Here is a 19,942-nt window from a genome sequence, read left to right as displayed (position 1 = left end):
GTTTAGTCTTTTAAAATGTTATAAATTGTTTTTTCTGAAATGAAGAGTTGATTTATCAACTCTTCGACAATGACTTTCATTTGTTTTTCTGAATTGTTTTCGACATAATTCTGAACAAACTGTTTACGCTTTTCTAATAACAGTTTACTTCGTTGCATAGGTCTTTTAAATTTTAAATTAGACACAGAAACACCACCCTATTCAAACTTTTGTTTGAATAGTTAACCGTCTAAAGTGATTTTAGCACGACGTCTTATACTAGTTCACCTGAAAATGTTGCAATGATAATAACACAAATGTTTGATTATTAATTCTTTTTCGTATTTTAGCAACTAAATACAGCACAAATATACAACATTTTACAGAATTACACAACAAAATACAGATATATTCTGTAAAATGTTTAAATATTTGTTCATCATATGTTTTTAACAAAAAGATTGAAGAAAATGGTAGAAATCGACATAAAAATTAGGGAAATAATAGATTTTTTTGGTTTAAACAACCATTCTTTTGCTAAAAAGATAGGAGTCACAAGTACAACTATAGATAGTATTACCACAGGAAGACTACAATCTGACGGTTCAAGAAAACGCACCAAACCTGGATATGATTTATTAGAGCGCATCATTGATGAGTTTAACATTGATCCAGAGTATCTTTTTGGTAAAAGCAATGAACTATTGAAGCAAAAACAGCAAGAAATTCAAACATATGGTGGAATTCCTCAAGTAGTTGCTGTAAATCAAGAAGGTGATGAGAATGTAGTATATGTTCCAATCAAAGCAAGAGCTGGATATCTGGATGGATATGGTGATACTGATTTTATAGAGACCTTACCTTCTTTTAATATGCCTCATCTTACCAATGGTACATTTAGATGTTTTGAAGTACAAGGAAACTCTATGGTTCGTACTTTTTTTGACGGGGATTTGGTTTTTGGTAAATATGTAGAGGACTTGAGCGATATTAAAGATGGAAGAATTTATGTTATTGTGAGTAAGAATGATGGTATTGTATTAAAAAGAGTTATTAATAGAATTGAGGAACGTGGAAAACTTATTCTTAAATCAGATAACAAAGATGGCAACTACCCAACATACACCATTAATTCTGAAGAAATCATGGAAGCTTGGTATGTTACTATGTTTGCTTCTAAACAAATGCCCGAACCAGTAGATGTATATGATCGATTACATGATCTGGAAACTAAAATTGTTGTACTAGAAGAAGAGCTAAGGAGAAACAATTAAAATAAAGATCGGGCACAACCAATATAGATTAATACCCGATCTCACGTAAAAAAACCTCACAATAAAGCTTTTATACTTATATACCTATCCTAATGATTAGTGTCTTTTAAAATCAATAGGTTAACATTAAAGATTATTTATTTTACGGAATAATTTTTGATGCATTAAAATCAGACTAAAACGACCTGAATTATGAATTATTCTAAAATTTTATTTTTCGCAATACTGTTCTTCTTTGCACACTCGATATATTCTCAATCTATACAAGCTCCATCTTTAAGTCATCAGAAGACTACTAAAACATTAATTATAGATTCTATTCCAGTAACTAAATTAAATCAAATAGATATTAGTAACATTTCTAACATGAAGTTCAAGAATACATATGTAGTTTTCTTTAACTCTTCTGAAAGCTACCCTTCGTTTGGTTTTTTCAACCAAAACAGACAAGTTATACGAACCAAAAACGCATTTGATCATAATTCTTTATTCGACCCGCTAACGAATAATAATTACTTTATGAGAAGTTGGGACAACCCTTATGGACAAGACTCTTTTGCAGGAAATATATTAAATGGAACTCTTTGTCTTCTTTTCGATTTATTACCCAATTAATCAAACAAAAAACTAACATATTTATCTACAAACTAGTTAAAAGCCATGTAAGAATATTGCTCTTGTAATCGCTTAATTTTGCTTTCTAATTTTTGAAGAAACAACTGATGCTGTTGGCTACTAGGATTAAAAGGTCGGTGAGAAAGTGAATGTTGTATTTCCTTAACCTTATTCATAGTGATTAAGGTATTATCAGAAATCCAAGTTTGCTTAAAAATCTCCCATATATAGTCTATAGCTATATTGTTAGGGTGAATCATATCTCTATCATAAAATCGATAATCTCGAAGCTCATCCATTACAATCTCATAAGCTGGAAAATAACTACAATTATTAACTTCTGATATAGTTTTATGAATTGAAGCAATCAAATGTGACTTACTTAAATTATTTTCTACAAAACCATCCTTACTATGTCTGACTGGAGACACTGTACATATAATTTTGACATCTGGATTTAAACTTTTAATCAGACCAATACTATTTTGCAAACATTGATTAATCTCTTCTATGGATAAAAGTTCTTTCTTAAACTCTTTTTGAGGAACTTTATGGCAATTTGCCACAATCATATCCAGCGTTTGCAAACGATATACCCAAGCAGTTCCTAAAGTGATACATATATGAGAAGCAGATTGAATCTTTACAAATGTATTTTTTAAAGCATCATTCAGTGATTGAAGTAACTGATCTTGATTAGGGCTACTAAGTTTAGAATGTGCATCAAAACAATGCCACTGTTCGTTATGAAAAAATAAATCTGTTTCGGTATACGCTTCCTTTTGTGTTGCCATCCAAAGAAAAGTCTCAATAGCTTTAGGATGAAAAAGTATTCCAAAAGGATTAATCAATGTTTTGAATTTAAAATATTCAAACTTACTTCCTATATTCTCTGCAAAACATGAACCTAACATAAGAACCTCTGATTCATAATCAATCTTAGGTTGCTGAGGTTGTAACGGTATTTTGGTTTGTAGGTTCATCTTTTGCAAAGGTGTATGATATGATTACAGGTACTGTTTTGCTTTATCCAAAGCCTCTGCTATTCCATCTGGGTTTTTACCTCCAGCAGTAGCAAAAAATGGTTGTCCACCACCACCACCTTGGATGTATTTTCCTAACTCACGAACAACTTGTCCTGCATTTAATCCTTTTTCTTCGACTAGATTTTTGGAAATATAGCACGACAACAAAGCTTTGCCGTTATTATCTGCTCCAAAAAGCATAAAAGCATTTTCTACTTCTCCACCAATTTCAAAGGACAAATCTTTTATTCCAGCAGGATCAAGATCTACCTTTTTTGCTAAAAACTGAACTCCGTTGATCTCTTCAAATGCTGATTTAAGATCTCCTTTCAAGTTTTTAGCTTTATCCTTAAGTAACGCCTCTATCTGTTTTTTAAGATTTGTATTTTCTTCCTGTAATGTTGTAATTGCTTTTACAGGGTCTTTTGCGTTTTTCAATACTGACTTCACCTCTCCGTATGCTTCAGATTGTGAAGTAAAGTATTCTTTCGCTGCATCACTAGAGATTGCTTCAATACGTCGTATTCCTGCTGCTACAGCGCTTTCTGATGTAATTTTAAAATGCCAAATATCTCTAGTATTTGACACATGAATTCCTCCACATAACTCCATAGATTCTCCAAACCGAATTGCTCTTACTGCATCTCCATATTTCTCTCCAAATAACGCAATAGCTCCTTCAGAAATTGCCTGATCATATGAAATAGCTCTTTGCTCTTCTAATGGCAAGTTTTCACGAATTCTGGCATTCACAAAATCTTCTACTTGTTGTAATTCATCCGAAGATACTTTAGAAAAATGAGAAAAATCAAAACGAAGATTTCCACTATGCACCATAGATCCTTTTTGTTCTACGTGAGTCCCAAGGATTGTACGTAACGCCTGATGCAATAAATGCGTAGCCGTATGATTAGAAGCTGTTCTTAATCGTTGTTTTGCATCTACTACTGCAGTATGTGTTTCATTAAGATGTTTAGGCAATGTTTTAGTGAAATGAATAATTAAATTATTTTCTTTCTTAGTGTCTACAATATAGACTACATCTCCATTATCTACTTCCAGATATCCCTTATCTCCAACTTGTCCTCCTCCTTCAGGATAAAAAGGTGTCTGATCAAATACTAATTGATACAGCTCTCCATCTTTCTTACTATTTACTTTACGATAGCGTGATATTTTTGCTTTACCAGAAGTATGATCATATCCTATAAATTCTTCTTTAGCATTAGGAATCAATATTTCCCAATCTCCTGCTTTTACTTCGGAAGCTGCTCTAGATCTGTCTTTTTGTTTTTGTAATTCTACATCAAAACGTTCTTCATCATACGTATATCCTTGTTCTGATAGAATCAAAGCTGTAAGATCCTTTGGAAAACCATATGTATCATATAACTCAAAAGCCTTTTCTCCAGAAACCAATGTTCCTTTTGTATTCTTGATCACGTTATCTAATAATACCAATCCTTGATCTAATGTTCTTAAGAATGAGTTTTCTTCCTCTTTTATCACATTAGTGATTAAGTTTTTTTGAGATTTTAATTCTGGAAAAGCATTACTCATTTGATTACTAAGCGTATCTACTAATTTATAGATAAATGGTTCTTTAGTATCTAAAAATGTAAACCCATAACGAATTGCTCTACGTAAAATCCTACGTATCACATATCCAGCTCCTGTATTACTAGGTAGTTGGCCATCAGCAATAGAAAATGAAACTGCTCTCACGTGATCTGCAATTACTCGAATAGCGACACTCACTTTACCATTTTCATCAGTTGGTATACTGTTTTTATCGTATTTAGAATTCGTAATTGTTTCTATTTCTCTGATTAGCGGTGTAAACACATCTGTATCATAATTTGATTTCACACCTTGCAACGCCATACATAATCGTTCAAAACCCATTCCTGTATCTACGTGCTGCGCAGGTAATTTCTCAAGAGAGCTATCTGCTTTACGATTAAACTGCATAAATACAAGGTTCCAAATCTCAACTACTAAAGGGTCATCTTGATTTACCAAATCTCGACCAGGTATTTTTGCTTTTTCTTCTTCAGATCTTAAATCCACATGAATTTCTGAACATGGACCGCAAGGTCCCTGATCTCCCATTTCCCAGAAATTATCTTTCTTATTACCCATAATGATACGATCTTCTGGAACAATATCTTTCCATAAATCATATGCTTCCTGATCCATCTCCAGGTTTTCATCTTTTGCACCCTCAAAAACTGAAACATATAAAATGTTTTTATCTATCCCGTATACTTCGGTAAGCAATTCCCAAGCCCATTGAATGGCTTCTTTCTTAAAATAATCTCCGAAACTCCAATTTCCCAGCATCTCAAACATTGTATGATGGTAGGTATCCATACCAACTTCTTCCAGGTCATTGTGTTTTCCGCTAACTCTAAGACACTTTTGGGTATCGGTAAGACGATTATTTTTAGGAACTCCATTGCCTAAAAAGAATTCTTTAAACTGGTTCATCCCAGCATTGGTAAACATCAGTGTAGGATCATCCTTAATCACCATGGGAGCAGAAGGAACTATACTATGTTTTTTAGATTCGAAAAACTCTAAAAATTGGTTTCTGATGTCTTGGGATTTCATTTTTTTATATTTTATTTTGTATCAGTTAGTTACCAATAGTTATCTCAAGATAAGCTATCGATATTTGTCAGTTTTTTCTGGACTTTGCGACATTTTACTATATTTGTTGTAGCCCAAAGTATAAACAAGCCTATTTTTGGCTAATATCCTGCAAAAATAGTATATTTTAGATTATGTCAAAGGTTAAATATTACTACGATAGCGAGACGCTATCTTATCGTAGAATTGAACAAAAGAAAGGACGCAAATTTGGTTTTGCCATTTTAGGTCTTCTTGCTTCATTATTAGCGGGTTTACTCCTTTTAATTATATATCTAAACATCCCTCAATTAGAGACTCCTAAAGAAAAAGCATATAAAAGAGAGTTAGAAAACATGAAGCTTCAGTATGAGCTCATGAATAAACAATTAAAGAAAGATCATGCAGTTCTTGAAGAAATAGCAGAGAGAGACGATAATATATATAGATTGTATTTTGGAGCGCCACCAATCCCAGAAGAAGTAAGAGGTGCTGGTTTTGGAGGTGTAAATAGATATAAGGGATATGAAGGTTATGATAATTCTGAAATGATTATCGAAAGTCAAAAACAAATTGATAAACTAACTAAACAAATTGCGGTTCAGTCTATTTCATTAGATGAAATTAAAGAATTAGCAGAACAAAAAGAAGAATTATTATCTACAATACCAGCAATACAACCGATACAAAATACTGACCTTAAGCGAATGGCATCTGGATATGGATGGAGAAGTGATCCTTTTACCAAAGCTAGAAAATTTCATTACGGTATGGATTTCTCTGCAGCTACTGGAACTCCTATTTATGCTTCAGGTAATGGAGTTGTAACTCGTGCAGATGCAAACTCGAGTGGTTATGGAAGACATATCAGAATAGATCATGGTTTTAATTACGTAAGTCTTTATGCACATCTTAGTAAGTACAATGTAAAAAAAGGACAAAAAGTAAAACGTGGTGATGTGATTGGTTATGTAGGAAGTACAGGAAGATCTGTTGCTCCTCATCTCCATTATGAAATATTTAAAGATGGAGATCGTATTAACCCGCGTAATTTTTACTACGGAAGTTTAACTTCTGAAGAGTTTAACGAAATGCTTAAAGCTTCTTCTCTAATCAACGAAACTCTAGACTAGCTCTTATGCGCAAAGCACTTCTTTTTGTAATTTTATTAGGTTTTAGTTACACAATACAGGCACAGAAATTTTCAAAAGAAGTTATTGACTCGATGACTGTGATCGTTGAGGGTTTTAAGCTTGAAATGGAAAAACTTGCTGCTCCAAAAAGTATAAAACTGATGGCAGTAGGAGATATTATGATGGCAACAAACTTTCCTAATGAAAGTTATATGCCTCCAGAAAACAAAGGTCCTTTTGACGATGTCAATATTATTTTAAAACAAGCAGATATTCTTTTCGGCAATCTGGAAGGTACATTAACTGATGAAGGCGAAAATGCAAAACGATGTTCAGATCCTTCTAAATGTTATTCTTTTAGATCTCCAGAATCTTTTGGCAAATACCTTGAAGAAACTGGATTCGACGTTATGAGTATTGCTAATAATCATATAGGAGATTTTGGAGCAATTGGCATAAAAAACACCGCTAAAACACTGGAAAAACACAACATTGCTTATGCGGGTATTTTTGCTCAAGAATCTACAATATTTGAAAAAAATGGAATCACGTATGGATTTTGTGCATTTGCCCCAAACAAAGATTGCGTAAAAATTCATAACTTAACAAAGGCAAAAAACATTGTAAAAGCACTAAAGGAAAAAGTAGATATTGTGATTGTTTCTTTTCACGGCGGTGCAGAAGGTGCAGATCACACACACGTACCCAGAAAAACAGAACGTTTTTATGGAGAAGATCGTGGTAACGTATATCTTTTTGCACATACACTCATAGATGTGGGAGCAGATATTATTTTAGGGCACGGTCCGCACGTATCAAGAGCTTTTGAAGTGTATAATAATAAGTTCATTGCTTACAGCTTAGGTAATTTTTGCACGTATTCTAGATTTAATTTAACTGGAATTAAAGGGTATGCACCCATCGCAGAAATAGAAGTAGACCTTAAAGGTAATTTTATCAAAGGGAAGCTTCATTCTGCAAAACAAATAGATGAGGTATATCCATTTATGGATGATAAACAAAGAGCACTAAAAGAGATTCAAAAACTTACGCAAGAGGATTTTCCTGAAAGCAAATTAGTTTTTGATAAAGACGGAACATTTACTCAAAAAAAAGAGGACTAATATGTATGTTGACTTACCAAAAAAAATGTACTATGGTATTGGCGAAGTAGCCGATGCATTTGATGTAAATGCCTCTCTTATCCGTTTTTGGGAAAAAGAGTTTGATATTCTAAAACCCAAAAAGAATGCAAAGGGAAATAGAAAATTCACTCCAGAGGATATCAAAAACCTTGAGTTGATCTATCATCTGGTAAAAGAACGTGGATTTACCTTAGAAGGAGCAAAAATTCATCTTAAAGAACAAAAGCAAGAAGCTTTAGATAGCTTTGATATCATCAGAAAATTAGAATCTATCAGAGGACAACTACTAAAGATTAAAGAGCAGTTGTAAAAGATTGTTTACTATAAGTTACTATTACTCTAATTTGTCAAACTACTTCTTTCTAAAATATACTGCTACTGGTACTCCGTGAAAATCAAATTCTTTTCGCAATTGATTCTCTAAAAAACGTTTGTAAGGATCTCGTATATATTGTGGTAGATTACAAAAGAATGCGAATTGTGGTTGAGGTGTTGGCAATTGCATACAGTATTTAATCTTTACGTATTTACCTTTATATGCTGGTGGAGGATTCCTTTCTAAAATTGGAAGCATCGTATCGTTCATTACACTAGTTTTAATTTTTTTAGAACGATTCTTATACACTTCTACCGCTGTTTCAATAGCTTTAAAAAGTCTTTGTTTTGTCAATGCAGAAATAAATACAATCGGCACATCTGTAAACGGTTCAATCTGTTTACGGATGTATTTTTCAAAATCTTTTAAGGTATTACTTTCCTTATTTTCGATTAAATCCCACTTATTTACCAGAATAACAATCCCTTTACGATTACGTTCTGCCAGCCAGAATATATTCTGCACTTGCGCATCAAACCCACGTGTTGCATCTACTAACAGTAAGCAAACATCACTATGTTCTATCGCACGAACAGATCGCATTACCGAATAAAACTCAAGATCTTCTTTTACTTTAGACTTACGTCTAATTCCAGCGGTATCTACTAAATTAAATTCAAAACCAAAACGATTATATTTAGTGTCAATAGCATCTCTGGTAGTCCCAGCAATATCAGTAACAATATATCGATCCTCTCCGATTAGTGCATTTATAAAGGATGATTTACCTGCATTAGGTCTTCCTACTACCGCAAAACGTGGTAATTCTGAAGCTTCTTCTTCTTCTTGTTCTGGCAAAGCCTCTACTAAGGCATCCAGGAGTTCTCCTGTACCGCTTCCATTAATACTTGCAATCGTATAATATTCTCCTAATCCCAAGCTATAAAACTCAACCGCATCTTCAGCTCTTTTAGAATTATCAACTTTATTAACTGCAACAAAGATAGGTTTATCAACTTTGCGTAATAAGTTAGCTACCTCTTCATCCATTCCAGTCACACCAGACTCTACATCCACCATAAAAATGATCGCATCAGCCTCATCAATAGCTAGCTCTACTTGTTTATCAATTTCAGCTTCAAAGATATCATCACTACCTACTACATAACCACCTGTGTCTATGAGAGAGAATTCTTTACCGTTCCAATCACTTTTGCCATAGTGACGATCCCGAGTAACCCCACTAACCGCATCTACGATTGCTTCTCTTCTCTGGATCAGTCTATTAAAAAAAGTAGACTTCCCTACATTAGGTCTCCCTACAATTGCCACTATATTACTCATTATCCTGAATTCTAAAATTTGTGCAAAATTAGTCTTTTTATTCTACCTAAACTATAGAACCCTGATTATGTGTTAGAAAATCTACTATATATAATTTCTGATAGTAAAATGTTTCTTGTTATTGCTTGATAAATGTTCCTAATTCTTCCATGCCCTTGAACATATATAATGAATTAGATGTTGCTTTTTCAAAAGTTCTGGTAAAAACATCTTCTGAAGCATTCGGCTCATGAATCAGAATAGTTAACGTATACATGTCTTGGGTTGCAATTTCTTCAATAAGTGCATCATTCCCATTTAAAGCTATTGATTGGCTAAAATCAACAACATTACCATCTCTATTCTCTAGAATGATATTGGTTTGGGTAAATATCAGCGTTTTAGAAAGCGCATCGCCATCTTCGTTTTCCCATACTCCAACTGTCCATTCTGGAGGGTTGAAGATGATTTGTTCATTTCCTATGCCATCATCTCCTATGCAGGATGTTACTACTAATAGAAGACACATCCAATATATGTATATGGTTTTCATTTTAAATTTTTAAAGACTATAATTGTTTTACTTTTTTGAATTACACTCAATGTTTTTGCGACAGAAAATATCATCTCTTTAATTGATTTCTAAAAAAACAGCCAAGATAATTCTTGGCCGTAATTTATCATCATTCAGAAAAAAAATGTATCTCCTTATTTATGTTATTACAATTTTTCTGTTGTAGATTCAATATCCTCAATTAATTGCTATAACACATTGGTTCCATCATAACATTTTTTAGCATCCTCAACAAGTCCATTGATGATTTCTTCTCGTATTCCTTCATCAAAAGGTTCAGTTCGTTGCGTCCTGATAATTAATCTTTGATGTCTTCTTATACAAGAATTTAATCCTCCTGCATTGATACTTTTAAGCTCATTTTTTGTTAGTAGCTTCATTCCTGAAATAGTGATCATAATTATACTTTTTTTAATTAAACATTTTTACTCGATTCTCATGAATCACTCTTTATGTAGTTATCATTAAAAATGTTACCCCCTTTTATATTTTTTTTTATAAAAAAAACTCTTTACTCTAAATCTGCGGCTCCTTCACCATTCGTGAGATTACGAATAGTTTCTCCGCCTAAAACTTGTCTTAATTGTTTTCTTTCTAACACTTGATTTTCATTTTGTTCAAAATGTTTGATTGATGAATTTTCCATTTTTTATAATTTTAAATAACACCTACTCTGTTACAGACTTTTCGGTTACCGCCTTATAATTATTAGTCTTATCACTCAACTACAATATTTTTAATAATAACATTGAGCAATTACAACTTAAAAACACCTTAATCTGTATCTGTATCAGGGATAGAACTCCTAACTCTTTCTCCTCCTTTGATTATATATTTCTCTCGGTTGTTTAGTATATTATCACTAAAAGAATCAAATGATAATTTGTTGTTTTCTTGTTTTTTCATGATGTATCGTTTTTAATTGTTCTTTTTATGTTTGAAGGTTTGAAAATGTTACCCACTTAATTTTTATAAATAGAAAAAAACCAGCAACATTGCTGTAACTGGTTTTTTTAGTATTCTCACTAAGTCAGGAGGCTTTGTTATTAGAATAATAATTCACATTATCTATCTTACTTCTATCGGGTTTTATTGTTTTATAACCCTTTTATTTTCATAAAACCGACTACTGTTAATAAAAGTATGATGTAATTGTACTCCCTGTAATGCTCTTTGTATTTCAGGATCAGTTAGACCTCGCAAAACTCCATATGAGCTTACGGTTTCATTTTTAATTCCAATTATCCCTAAGATAAAATCTCCTAGAGATTGTGCCTCTTTTGCTTTTTGGACAGCAAATGAACCAGGGTTATCACTATTATAGGTCATTGCTTCACTAATTGAATTATTTAATTCAGAATCTAGTTCTATCTTTTTCCCATTATCCAAAACTAAATGTCCATTAGAAATTTTACCCAAGTACCCCTGAAAACTTTCTGATCCTTTAATTAATTTACCATTTTCATCTACTCTTTTTGTGGCTTTTGTATAAATAGCACTATGAATTTCTCCATTACCATCGATAGCAATTCTAACAGATTCATTTATAAGAGTTTTTCCTAAATTAGGATCAAAAACTACTACTTTACCTACCATAAGACCATGTTGATTAGCTTGTGTCATTCTTTTCTGTTCAACATATGTTACAGAAATACTCCATCCAGTACCTTTACCATTAGAAGCTTCTTCTCCTAATCGGGTAGATGTAATTGACCGTATGGTTTTAGGGTCACAATTAATACAATTCATAGGGTCTGGCCCATTATTAGTGCTTTCACCACTACCGTTATCATAACCATTAGCATTAAACCCTGACCTATACTGATCCCTCATATCAACTGCTCCTGGCAAAGAAATCCACCCTCTTGGAGCCATCCCGTCTGGATCCGTAAAAAATATTGGATTATTAAATGCGTAGTTATATGGGGAGTGCCTACGCATTATTTCTGCCAATAGGTCAATATTCATCCATCTTCCGAGGGCAGGGTCATAATTACGAACAGTAATATCAATCCAATCTAAGCCTAACTCATCTTGCTCTTCTTTACCACCAAAACCATATTTATGATTTCTACTACGTACAACATTGTTGTATCCTTCATGTTTAAGCCCAAAAGGGTAATAATTATTTTCTTTACGTATTTCGTCTTTAGTAACGATACCATCTTTATTGGTATCACTATAACTTAAACGAATATTATCTATATGATCTCGATATTGATATATATAATCAAACCCATCATTGGTGTTAGGCTCTATATATCCTTCTGGATGTTTAAAAAATTGTAGTTCTTGCCCTTCATATACGTAACTCCCATCGTAGTGAGTATAAACTCCGTTTACTGATTTGGTTAATTTTGTACCTGTAGCGTCATAGGTGTATCGGATCTGCTTACCATTGATAGTCACTACAGTTGGTAAGTTTAAATGGTTATAGGTAATATTGGTAATTCCTTTATTACGATCTACGGTCATATTCCCGTTTACATCATATTCATAATCAATACCTTGAGTATTTACCCCATCTTTAAACCCATAATTATCGTTACCCGTATCTATTACTTTCATCAGTCGATTGCCTTGATCATAGGTGTAGTGCAATCTGTCCATATTGGCATAACTCACACCGTTTTGCCATCCTTGACGAGTTAAGTTTAGGAGATTGCCATTTTTATCATAACTTACATCAGTCAGATTATATCTACCTGTATTATCAATCCCTTTAGTAATTCTGCTTAAAGCATCATAACTATAGGTGTAATGTCTTTTTACACCATCATTAGCCGTTTTCCAATGTGTTTCGCTTATGTTTCCATTATAAAGCGCTGTACTTCCTGCAACATCTGTATTATTATAATTAATTTTAAAGGCAAAAAGATCATCTGTTAACTGCTGGTCTGGGTTATTAATCTGTCGCAACCATCCGCGTACATTATAAGTATAATCTACCGTTTGCAACCCTTGTTTTAGTTCTCCAGATACTCTAAAGTTCTTCACTCCACTAGTATTATGATACATACACACATCCCCCATCAAAGCTCCATTACTGGCAACTGTAGATGTATAAAAAGTTATTCCATTTTTTTGGTAATATACTGTAGTATCTTTTCTTTCGATCGTTAATTCATCTGTGGTAGTATAATCACTAAAAACTCCTTTGTTTACTCCTTTTTCATATACTCCTATCTTACCATCTAATCGTAAATACATAGCATAATTTATCGTTGTATGCTTATTGTCTATATTATTATATGATAACCCAACCATAATTGCCTTATCATTTTGCAATGCAAGAAAAGATAGCTTTCCATCTCCAGATATTCGATCTCTAGTTGCTGTTCCTGCATTCCAACCTTCTACCCTATGGTTTTTTGTAATTTCTCCTTGCTCACTTACATCCACATTTTCCATACCTGCATAGAGTGATTGGATAACCTGACCTGTTTGTCCTCCTACATTTTTTTTGATCAACATCCCTAATTCATCATACGTGTTGCTCACAATCAATTCTTCTGGCTGATTATTTATTGTTTGTTTTTGCGTTAACAATCGACCTACGTGATCATATGTGAATTTATCTAATGTGACAATAGGTGTAGCCTCGAATCTTTTATGAGTTGTTTTACTTTCTAGCACCTTACTAGTAAAATCTAATTTATTACTAATGGTATTTGTAGTACCTAAGTATTCGTTATAAGTATACCCATAAATCAATTGCGCTTTCTCACTGTAATAGTTAACGTTAGTGATCCATTTCTTAGTCCCCAGAACTCTTATTTTGGAACCTGTTGCTAAGGTTTTTGTGTTGGCCGTGATGGACTGATCATAGACATTTATTGGATTTGTAGCACCAGCCAAATCAAAATGATAATCATCATAATAATTTATAGACATCAGGTTATACACATTCTTTGGCTCGGCATTATTACTGTAATACAACTTATATCCCGTTCCACCCAGATTCAATGGACTTTCCACCCTTTCTTCATACAAAGGAGCTGTACTATCATCGTAAAAAGATTGCATTGTTTCTCGATCCTTGCTATCATATAAAATACCTGTATATACCACTCTCCCTAATTTATCATATTTGGTAAAAACCCATTCTTTAGGTACCTGTTTCATTTGTCGGGCATCTTGAGTAAGTATTAAACGATCTAATCGGTCATATACCATATATTCCCATCCTTTACCTGGTACTTTTTTCTCGATCATACGGTATCGGCTGTCATATCTGTATTGATAACATAACTCGTTTAATATGTCAGCAGCAATGCTCTCATCAGATTTTACAATTCCGTCTGAAGCTTTTGGAGGGATCACATATATTAAACTACCGTGGTCATCATATACATAATAAGTACCATAGGGTTCTCCTTTATTAAACAAACGTTTTAGAACAACTCTACCTTGGTAATCCATATACTCTTCGATAGTATTGTCTTTACCATCACTCGGTTTCCAGTTTTCGTTTCTGGTCACGTTTTTTTGTAAGGATACTTTCTTAAGTTTTCCTGTATAATTTGTTATCCCAGTTTCTACATAACCATTAAATTGTAATGAAAGGTTTTTATCTGCATCGGATACTACGCTGAATTTTCTAACATTATCATTAGTCCTAACAACATCTTGCATAGCATACACCGCATGATCATTTAATGTCGTACTTTTCCAATCATCTCCTGGTGCGAATTGTTTTTGAATCCTAGGCGAAGGGTTGTTTTCAAAAATGATTTCGGCATAAGGGTTTTGAGTATGTTCATATTTTGGAGTATCATAGAATCGTTTTGTTTCTTCTTGTGCGTATATTCTAAAAGCTTTATTAGAAGTTTCTGAAGCGTATCTAAGATAGGTTTTGGTTTGCCTACCTAAACCATCATATTCCATATGATGAATAATATCTTCCTGATTTCCTCCAGCTTTTATGGCAAGTTCTTGCTTGGGTCTACCTAAAACGTCAAAATAAGCTATATTTTCTATTGTATTTGCTTCATTAGCTTGCGACAAGTTTTTGATAGGTTTATCAAAAGTTTGTGTCAGTATATAATTTTCATTAGTAGAAAATGAAGAGGGAGGATTAATATAGTTATCTAAGTTTTTAGTTTCTAAAGTAACTTTAGTAGTGCAACTTTGTGCAGTACCATCTACATCAGTGGCGGAAACCGAAATACTATGCTCTCCATTTACAAGATGATTCCATTTTATGATAGCCCCAAATTGATCCTTCTCCAAAACTTGACCACCAACAACATTCCAGTTTACATTCTGGTAGGACGATATAGCATCATGTGCATTTTTTAGTTCGTATTTTACTGTGCTATTAATATTGGCGACCACTGGTCCAAGCAACCCTGGTTTTCCTAAGTTTGGTATAGTAATAATTACTGGTATCTGATCTGTAAAAACATCTCCATTTGGAGCTGTTGCAGTAGCTTTTATAGTACCTACACCTGCCTTGTTCCAGTTTACAAAAAGGTTAAGCCCCTTATGCATTATTTCTCCTCCTGTAATCTCCCAATTTCTAGAAGTAAGATCTGGGATATTTGAATCGATATAATACAATTCTTTTTGACCTAATTCTACAGCCTCTTTTCCTATAATTTTCACATAAGGAGGAGTTATGTTAATGGTTACTTCTTTATAAATAGTATACTGGCTATCAATAGTAGCGATAATCACTCCTTTGGTCCCATATGGAGTATCTGGCCATTTCACATAGAAAATAGGCTCCTGTTCCTGATATTCTAAAGTTCCACCGACTATTTTTTTAATATTAACTTCCGGATATTGTATTCCTACATTATTTTCAACAGTAAATTTTGCATATGTATTAGGATCAATAATATCAGGCCCTACGATTGTAAATGGACTATTATTGGGTGTAGGTGAATTGACAATAACATCCAATGTTTTTATAGTTCCTTCTAAATCGTATATCACTTTACCTCCATTTCTATCTATCCATACAACATCTATATAATCTTCTTTAGCGTTTACAATCTCTCCTCCTGTTACGCTCCAATTACTTACTGGTACATATACACTTTTTTGAACATTATATCTTTTAAACTGATATTGATTAACGGTTGTAGGTCCCTGTAACGTAAAATCAGTTGAAACATTTATATTTACATCCAATCGTATATTTATTCTTCCTGCTTGATTTGTTGCATCGAGTTCAATATCTATAACTCCTTTTCCATCTATTGAAGGGTTATCCCACTTTATAGTAATCTCGGTTACATTTCTATTCGGAACAGGTTCTATACCAAGTACACTACCGCCTGTTATATCATGACCATTGATATCTGCAATAACGTTCATTTCATATACTACTATATCATTTGTGTTTACATTAATTGGACCTCTAAGAACAATCTCATCAGGAACATTGTTATTAATAACCACATCTAAACTAATAGTTTGCTGACCTTCATAAGCTACATTAACTTCTGCTTCTATATATCCTACCCCATTTGCTGGGTTTTCCCATTGTATGGTAATATCATATATATCTGTCTCCACTTCAGTTTCCGAAACTACATACCCTCCTAAAACATAAACTTGTCCGTTGATTTGCACAGGTTTTGAAATTCTGTAAGTCGCTTGAGTATTGGGCTCTACGGTTGTTGGCCCAACAAAATCTGCTTGTGCTTGTATGGTTGCACTGCAAAATAGCAGCATTACGAATGCTATTTTTATATTATTTATTATATACTGTTTCATTGTTTTAATTCTTGTAGTGATATTCATTATTACTTACGATATTACCATTATGATCCTTAATCATTTTTAGGCGATTAAAGCTGTCATAATAGAAGCTCTGTTTACGCCCTCTTGGATCTGTAATAGAGGTAACACCTACTAAAGGTTTATGTAAGTAAGAAGTCACCAGAGCTTTGGGTAATTTTTCTCGCAACACTGTTGTTGCCCTTTCTATTTCTGTCGTATTGTATGTTAAATACAATTCAGAAAATGATATATCGTTAGTTGATAATATATTTTTGACCTCTTCTAATCTCGCATTACTAATTACTGCAATTAAATTGTTACCAGTATAAGCATATAGGTTTGTTGTAAAACTTCCATTTTTATGCTGATACTCTTCTATTTTACCCATTACCGTACGCTGGGTAACCACATCAGAAAAACTAGACTCTGTTCCATTACCAAAGAAGTTTATTTTTTCCAGATTTATTAATTGGGTATGATATTTTTTAAAATGACTTTCTTCTTGTAACCTTATTTTTCCATTTTCTTTAACCCAAATTTTCATGGACTCGTTCAGTCGGTTTTGATTTTTTAACTCGTTTACAAAAGGCAATGAGCTAGCAAAGGCATATTGTATTTTCTTTTCGACTTTTGAAGATTCAATTGGTAAACATGACTGATCATTTTCATCACACTGCTCAAACAATGATCGAATTTCTCGTACGAGTAATGGGTAATCCTTATCGTAATGATATAAGGTTTCAGTTTTAAACACCTCTGTTATTTCTTCAATGGGATTTTCCCGAGGATCAGTATTTTTATAAGATGGGCTGTACTCTTTTGTAACTACCTTAGAAAGTAAATTTCGCTCAATAGGAATTTTCAATTCTTCTTCAAAACCATCGCAAGATCTATCTAAACGAAGACATTTGGGGTTTGACTGATTGTAAAAATTAAGTGATATATCATCAAATTTTTTGGATTTATATTCATACCGTTTCTCAGTTATTGGTCTATGATCCTTATCGTACACTATCTCAAACCTTAATTTCCCTCTATATACATCCTGATCGGCAAATAACTCACCTGCTCCTAAAGTATATAATAGATTTCCATTGCCTCTAAACTCTTTTTTGGTAGAAGGAATATTTTTATAATCTTTAGGCGTATAATATCTGTATAAAGTATATCCGTTATTAATTCTATTTTTCACAGTTACAGCAGTATATCCAACAAAAGCTCCTTGGGTTAGTTCTACCTGAGAATTTGGTGTTCTATAGGTAGTAATACCAATCCCTTTTACTTTTCCATTTTCAAAAGTTACGTTTGCACAATTTCCATATTGTGGGCCCGAGCCTTCACAATCATTAGTCGTGATTTTTGCGAAAGAAGGAAAATTATTGATCCTTCCTTCGTAGTAGATATAATCCATGATTTGCTCATTACCGTACTCATCAATAAGTTTTTGAGATTTGATTCGTAATCCACCTCCTTTTCTTGTTGCTCCTTGATTATAAAATTCATTAAGTTCATATTCATATTCGGTAATACCTCCTGTAGGATAGATCATTTTAGTAAGGCTATAAGTTTTTGCATGTTCCAAATCAGCTTCTAAAGAATAGTTCCCGCCAAGGCCTACACTTCCTGAACTATTAAAAAAAGGAGTAATTACTCTCGATTTTACATTAGTGATCATACCATTATCATCTAATGGAGGAGGAAATAAAGTTGATCTTTTAAGAAAGTAAAGTTTGGGTATAGGTTTATTTAAAGATGGGTTGTATGAACCATTATTATACCCCAAATAATCATGAGCATATGAATCTCTTGGAGGCATCTCCATAGAAGTATTATAAAACAATTTATATCCTGGCAAAGTGTTTCCTTGAGCATCTACTTGATATACTTTGTCTAAACGTAATCGTCTACTTTGTGGTCTATGGCTTTGGATTGAAGATTGAAAATTACTGTATTGTAACTTCATCTTTTTAATCATATTCCCTTCTCTATCATATACAGTTATACTACTTAACGCATAATCATCGCCCCCATCAGTTCTTTGATGATTGTAGTCAAATTTTACAGCTCCACCCATCCAACTGATTCTTTTAAGACGGCGTCTACTTAAGTGTTGCGTAAATTTACTTTGGGAAGATGGTACATTTTCTCCTTCTTTATAATATACAAGCCCAGATTGATGTACATCAAATTGTGGGGTTCCATATTCCTGATAGTGAAATTGAATCGGCTGATCCGTAGAAGGATCATACATCGAACTTAATTGCAAAGACTCAAATTTAACACGCCCACTACCCATATTTGAGTTAAAAGAAAAACTAGGAGCACTAAAGGTGTATTTTATTCCATTAATATTGGTTATAGTCGCATTAGTAAGACCTAAAATATTTGTTGGAGTAATCGGGGTAGGATTATTATAAGAATACCAAGGTGTGGCATCACTAAATCCAAAAGTTTCTTTCACTATTATTCCTTTTGAATCTCCAAATAATATAGGATACCCTCCTACAACTTGATTGTCGGATACTCGTGATTTAGTATGATAATACTTAACAGATAATCCTGGGGCATTAGCCATGAATAGATCAGGATGATAGTCATCAAATTTACCTAGAGAGTATTTATTTTTCCCTATAAGAGGTCCTTCTCTATAAAAACTTAACCAACCCCTATCAGTCCTGTACTTATTAAAGTTAGATAGCGTAATTGTTCTTCCACCACTGAAGTCATCCATACCTCTTGTAGATCTAGACAATACTCCTCCAGCATTTAATGACCAATTGGATCCAACACTAGAAGGTATATCACTGACCTTAACTCCAGAAGAATTATAGGATAAAGTAATCGGCACTGACATTTTACCAGCTACTATTTCATAAATAGGAATAGTGATATTGGCTCTGCCTGTATAATTGGATACAGGGATAAAATTTACTTTCTCAAAAGCGGCAATATCTGGATTTTTCATTGATGGATTAATCACTTGGGTAGGTGAGTATAAATCTGTTGATGAATAGTAGTCATCATCTTGTGAATATCCCAAGTGTATTCCAATGAAAAGAATTAAAACTAGGGATGAAAATTTAAGGTTAGTTTTAGAATCACTGCTTTTACTAAACCAATAAGTAAAATGTACAGTATCTTTTTTAATAAAAAGTTTTTGTTTCATTGTATAAATAAGTTTACTTTTTTTGTTTT

General features: G+C 33.1%; 15 protein-coding genes. 5 read left to right on the top strand and 10 right to left on the bottom strand.

The window, feature by feature from the left end; translation table 11 throughout:
• Nucleotides 1-2: 2 nt before the first annotated feature.
• Entirely contained in the window at nt 3-158 is a 156-nt protein-coding gene (locus QBK95_RS18715; RefSeq protein WP_280936094.1) for a hypothetical protein, read from the bottom strand.
• A gap of 291 nt (nt 159-449) precedes the next feature.
• On the opposite strand from QBK95_RS18715, the gene QBK95_RS18710 reads away from it, so the two are divergent.
• Nucleotides 450-1,253, top strand: a complete 804-nt coding sequence (locus QBK95_RS18710; protein ID WP_280936093.1) for a S24 family peptidase — start codon at nt 450-452, stop codon at nt 1,251-1,253.
• A gap of 192 nt (nt 1,254-1,445) precedes the next feature.
• On the top strand, nt 1,446-1,868 hold the full coding sequence (locus QBK95_RS18705) for a hypothetical protein (protein ID WP_280936092.1): 423 nt from the start codon (nt 1,446-1,448) through the stop codon (nt 1,866-1,868).
• Nucleotides 1,869-1,900: 32 nt separating this feature from the next.
• Here QBK95_RS18705 and QBK95_RS18700 read toward each other — a convergent pair whose 3' ends face one another.
• Nucleotides 1,901-2,851: a GSCFA domain-containing protein gene (locus tag QBK95_RS18700; protein ID WP_280936091.1), complete on the bottom strand. Its 951-nt coding sequence runs from the start codon at nt 2,849-2,851 to the stop codon at nt 1,901-1,903.
• Nucleotides 2,852-2,875: 24 nt separating this feature from the next.
• Nucleotides 2,876-5,506 carry an alanine--tRNA ligase gene (gene alaS / locus QBK95_RS18695; RefSeq protein ID WP_280936090.1) on the bottom strand — a complete coding sequence of 877 codons (2,631 nt, stop codon included), beginning with the start codon at nt 5,504-5,506 and terminating at the stop codon, nt 2,876-2,878.
• Nucleotides 5,507-5,679: 173 nt separating this feature from the next.
• Between alaS and QBK95_RS18690 the strand changes: the two genes are divergently transcribed.
• The 3 genes from QBK95_RS18690 to QBK95_RS18680 are packed head-to-tail and all read left to right on the top strand — an operon-like array spanning nt 5,680 to nt 8,112.
• Nucleotides 5,680-6,657: a M23 family metallopeptidase gene (locus QBK95_RS18690; protein WP_280936089.1), complete on the top strand. Its 978-nt coding sequence runs from the start codon at nt 5,680-5,682 to the stop codon at nt 6,655-6,657.
• Nucleotides 6,658-6,662: 5 nt separating this feature from the next.
• Nucleotides 6,663-7,781, top strand: coding sequence for a CapA family protein (locus QBK95_RS18685; RefSeq protein WP_280936088.1), 1,119 nt, complete (start codon nt 6,663-6,665; stop codon nt 7,779-7,781).
• 1 nt (nt 7,782) lies between these two features.
• Nucleotides 7,783-8,112: a MerR family transcriptional regulator gene (locus tag QBK95_RS18680; RefSeq protein WP_027395257.1), complete on the top strand. Its 330-nt coding sequence runs from the start codon at nt 7,783-7,785 to the stop codon at nt 8,110-8,112.
• 42 nt (nt 8,113-8,154) lie between these two features.
• Here the strand turns inward: QBK95_RS18680 and der are convergent, their stop codons facing one another.
• The 7 genes from der to QBK95_RS18645 form a co-directional block, all read right to left on the bottom strand.
• Nucleotides 8,155-9,462: a ribosome biogenesis GTPase Der gene (der, locus tag QBK95_RS18675; protein ID WP_280936087.1), complete on the bottom strand. Its 1,308-nt coding sequence runs from the start codon at nt 9,460-9,462 to the stop codon at nt 8,155-8,157.
• Between the two features lie 118 nt (nt 9,463-9,580).
• Nucleotides 9,581-9,994: a hypothetical protein gene (locus QBK95_RS18670; protein WP_280936086.1), complete on the bottom strand. Its 414-nt coding sequence runs from the start codon at nt 9,992-9,994 to the stop codon at nt 9,581-9,583.
• A 209-nt stretch (nt 9,995-10,203) separates the two neighbouring features.
• Nucleotides 10,204-10,413, bottom strand: coding sequence for a hypothetical protein (locus QBK95_RS18665; RefSeq protein ID WP_280936085.1), 210 nt, complete (start codon nt 10,411-10,413; stop codon nt 10,204-10,206).
• A 113-nt stretch (nt 10,414-10,526) separates the two neighbouring features.
• Nucleotides 10,527-10,661: a hypothetical protein gene (locus tag QBK95_RS18660; RefSeq protein WP_280936084.1), complete on the bottom strand. Its 135-nt coding sequence runs from the start codon at nt 10,659-10,661 to the stop codon at nt 10,527-10,529.
• Between the two features lie 128 nt (nt 10,662-10,789).
• On the bottom strand, nt 10,790-10,921 hold the full coding sequence (locus QBK95_RS18655) for a hypothetical protein (RefSeq protein ID WP_280936083.1): 132 nt from the start codon (nt 10,919-10,921) through the stop codon (nt 10,790-10,792).
• A 183-nt stretch (nt 10,922-11,104) separates the two neighbouring features.
• Nucleotides 11,105-16,699: a DUF6443 domain-containing protein gene (locus QBK95_RS18650; RefSeq protein WP_280936082.1), complete on the bottom strand. Its 5,595-nt coding sequence runs from the start codon at nt 16,697-16,699 to the stop codon at nt 11,105-11,107.
• Between the two features lie 46 nt (nt 16,700-16,745).
• Entirely contained in the window at nt 16,746-19,913 is a 3,168-nt protein-coding gene (locus tag QBK95_RS18645; protein ID WP_280936081.1) for a hypothetical protein, read from the bottom strand.
• Between the last annotated feature and the right edge of the window lie 29 nt (nt 19,914-19,942).

Source organism: Aquimarina mycalae (assembly GCF_029906345.1).
Lineage (GTDB): Bacteria > Bacteroidota > Bacteroidia > Flavobacteriales > Flavobacteriaceae > Aquimarina.
This window is presented reverse-complemented; position numbering and strand designations above follow the sequence as displayed.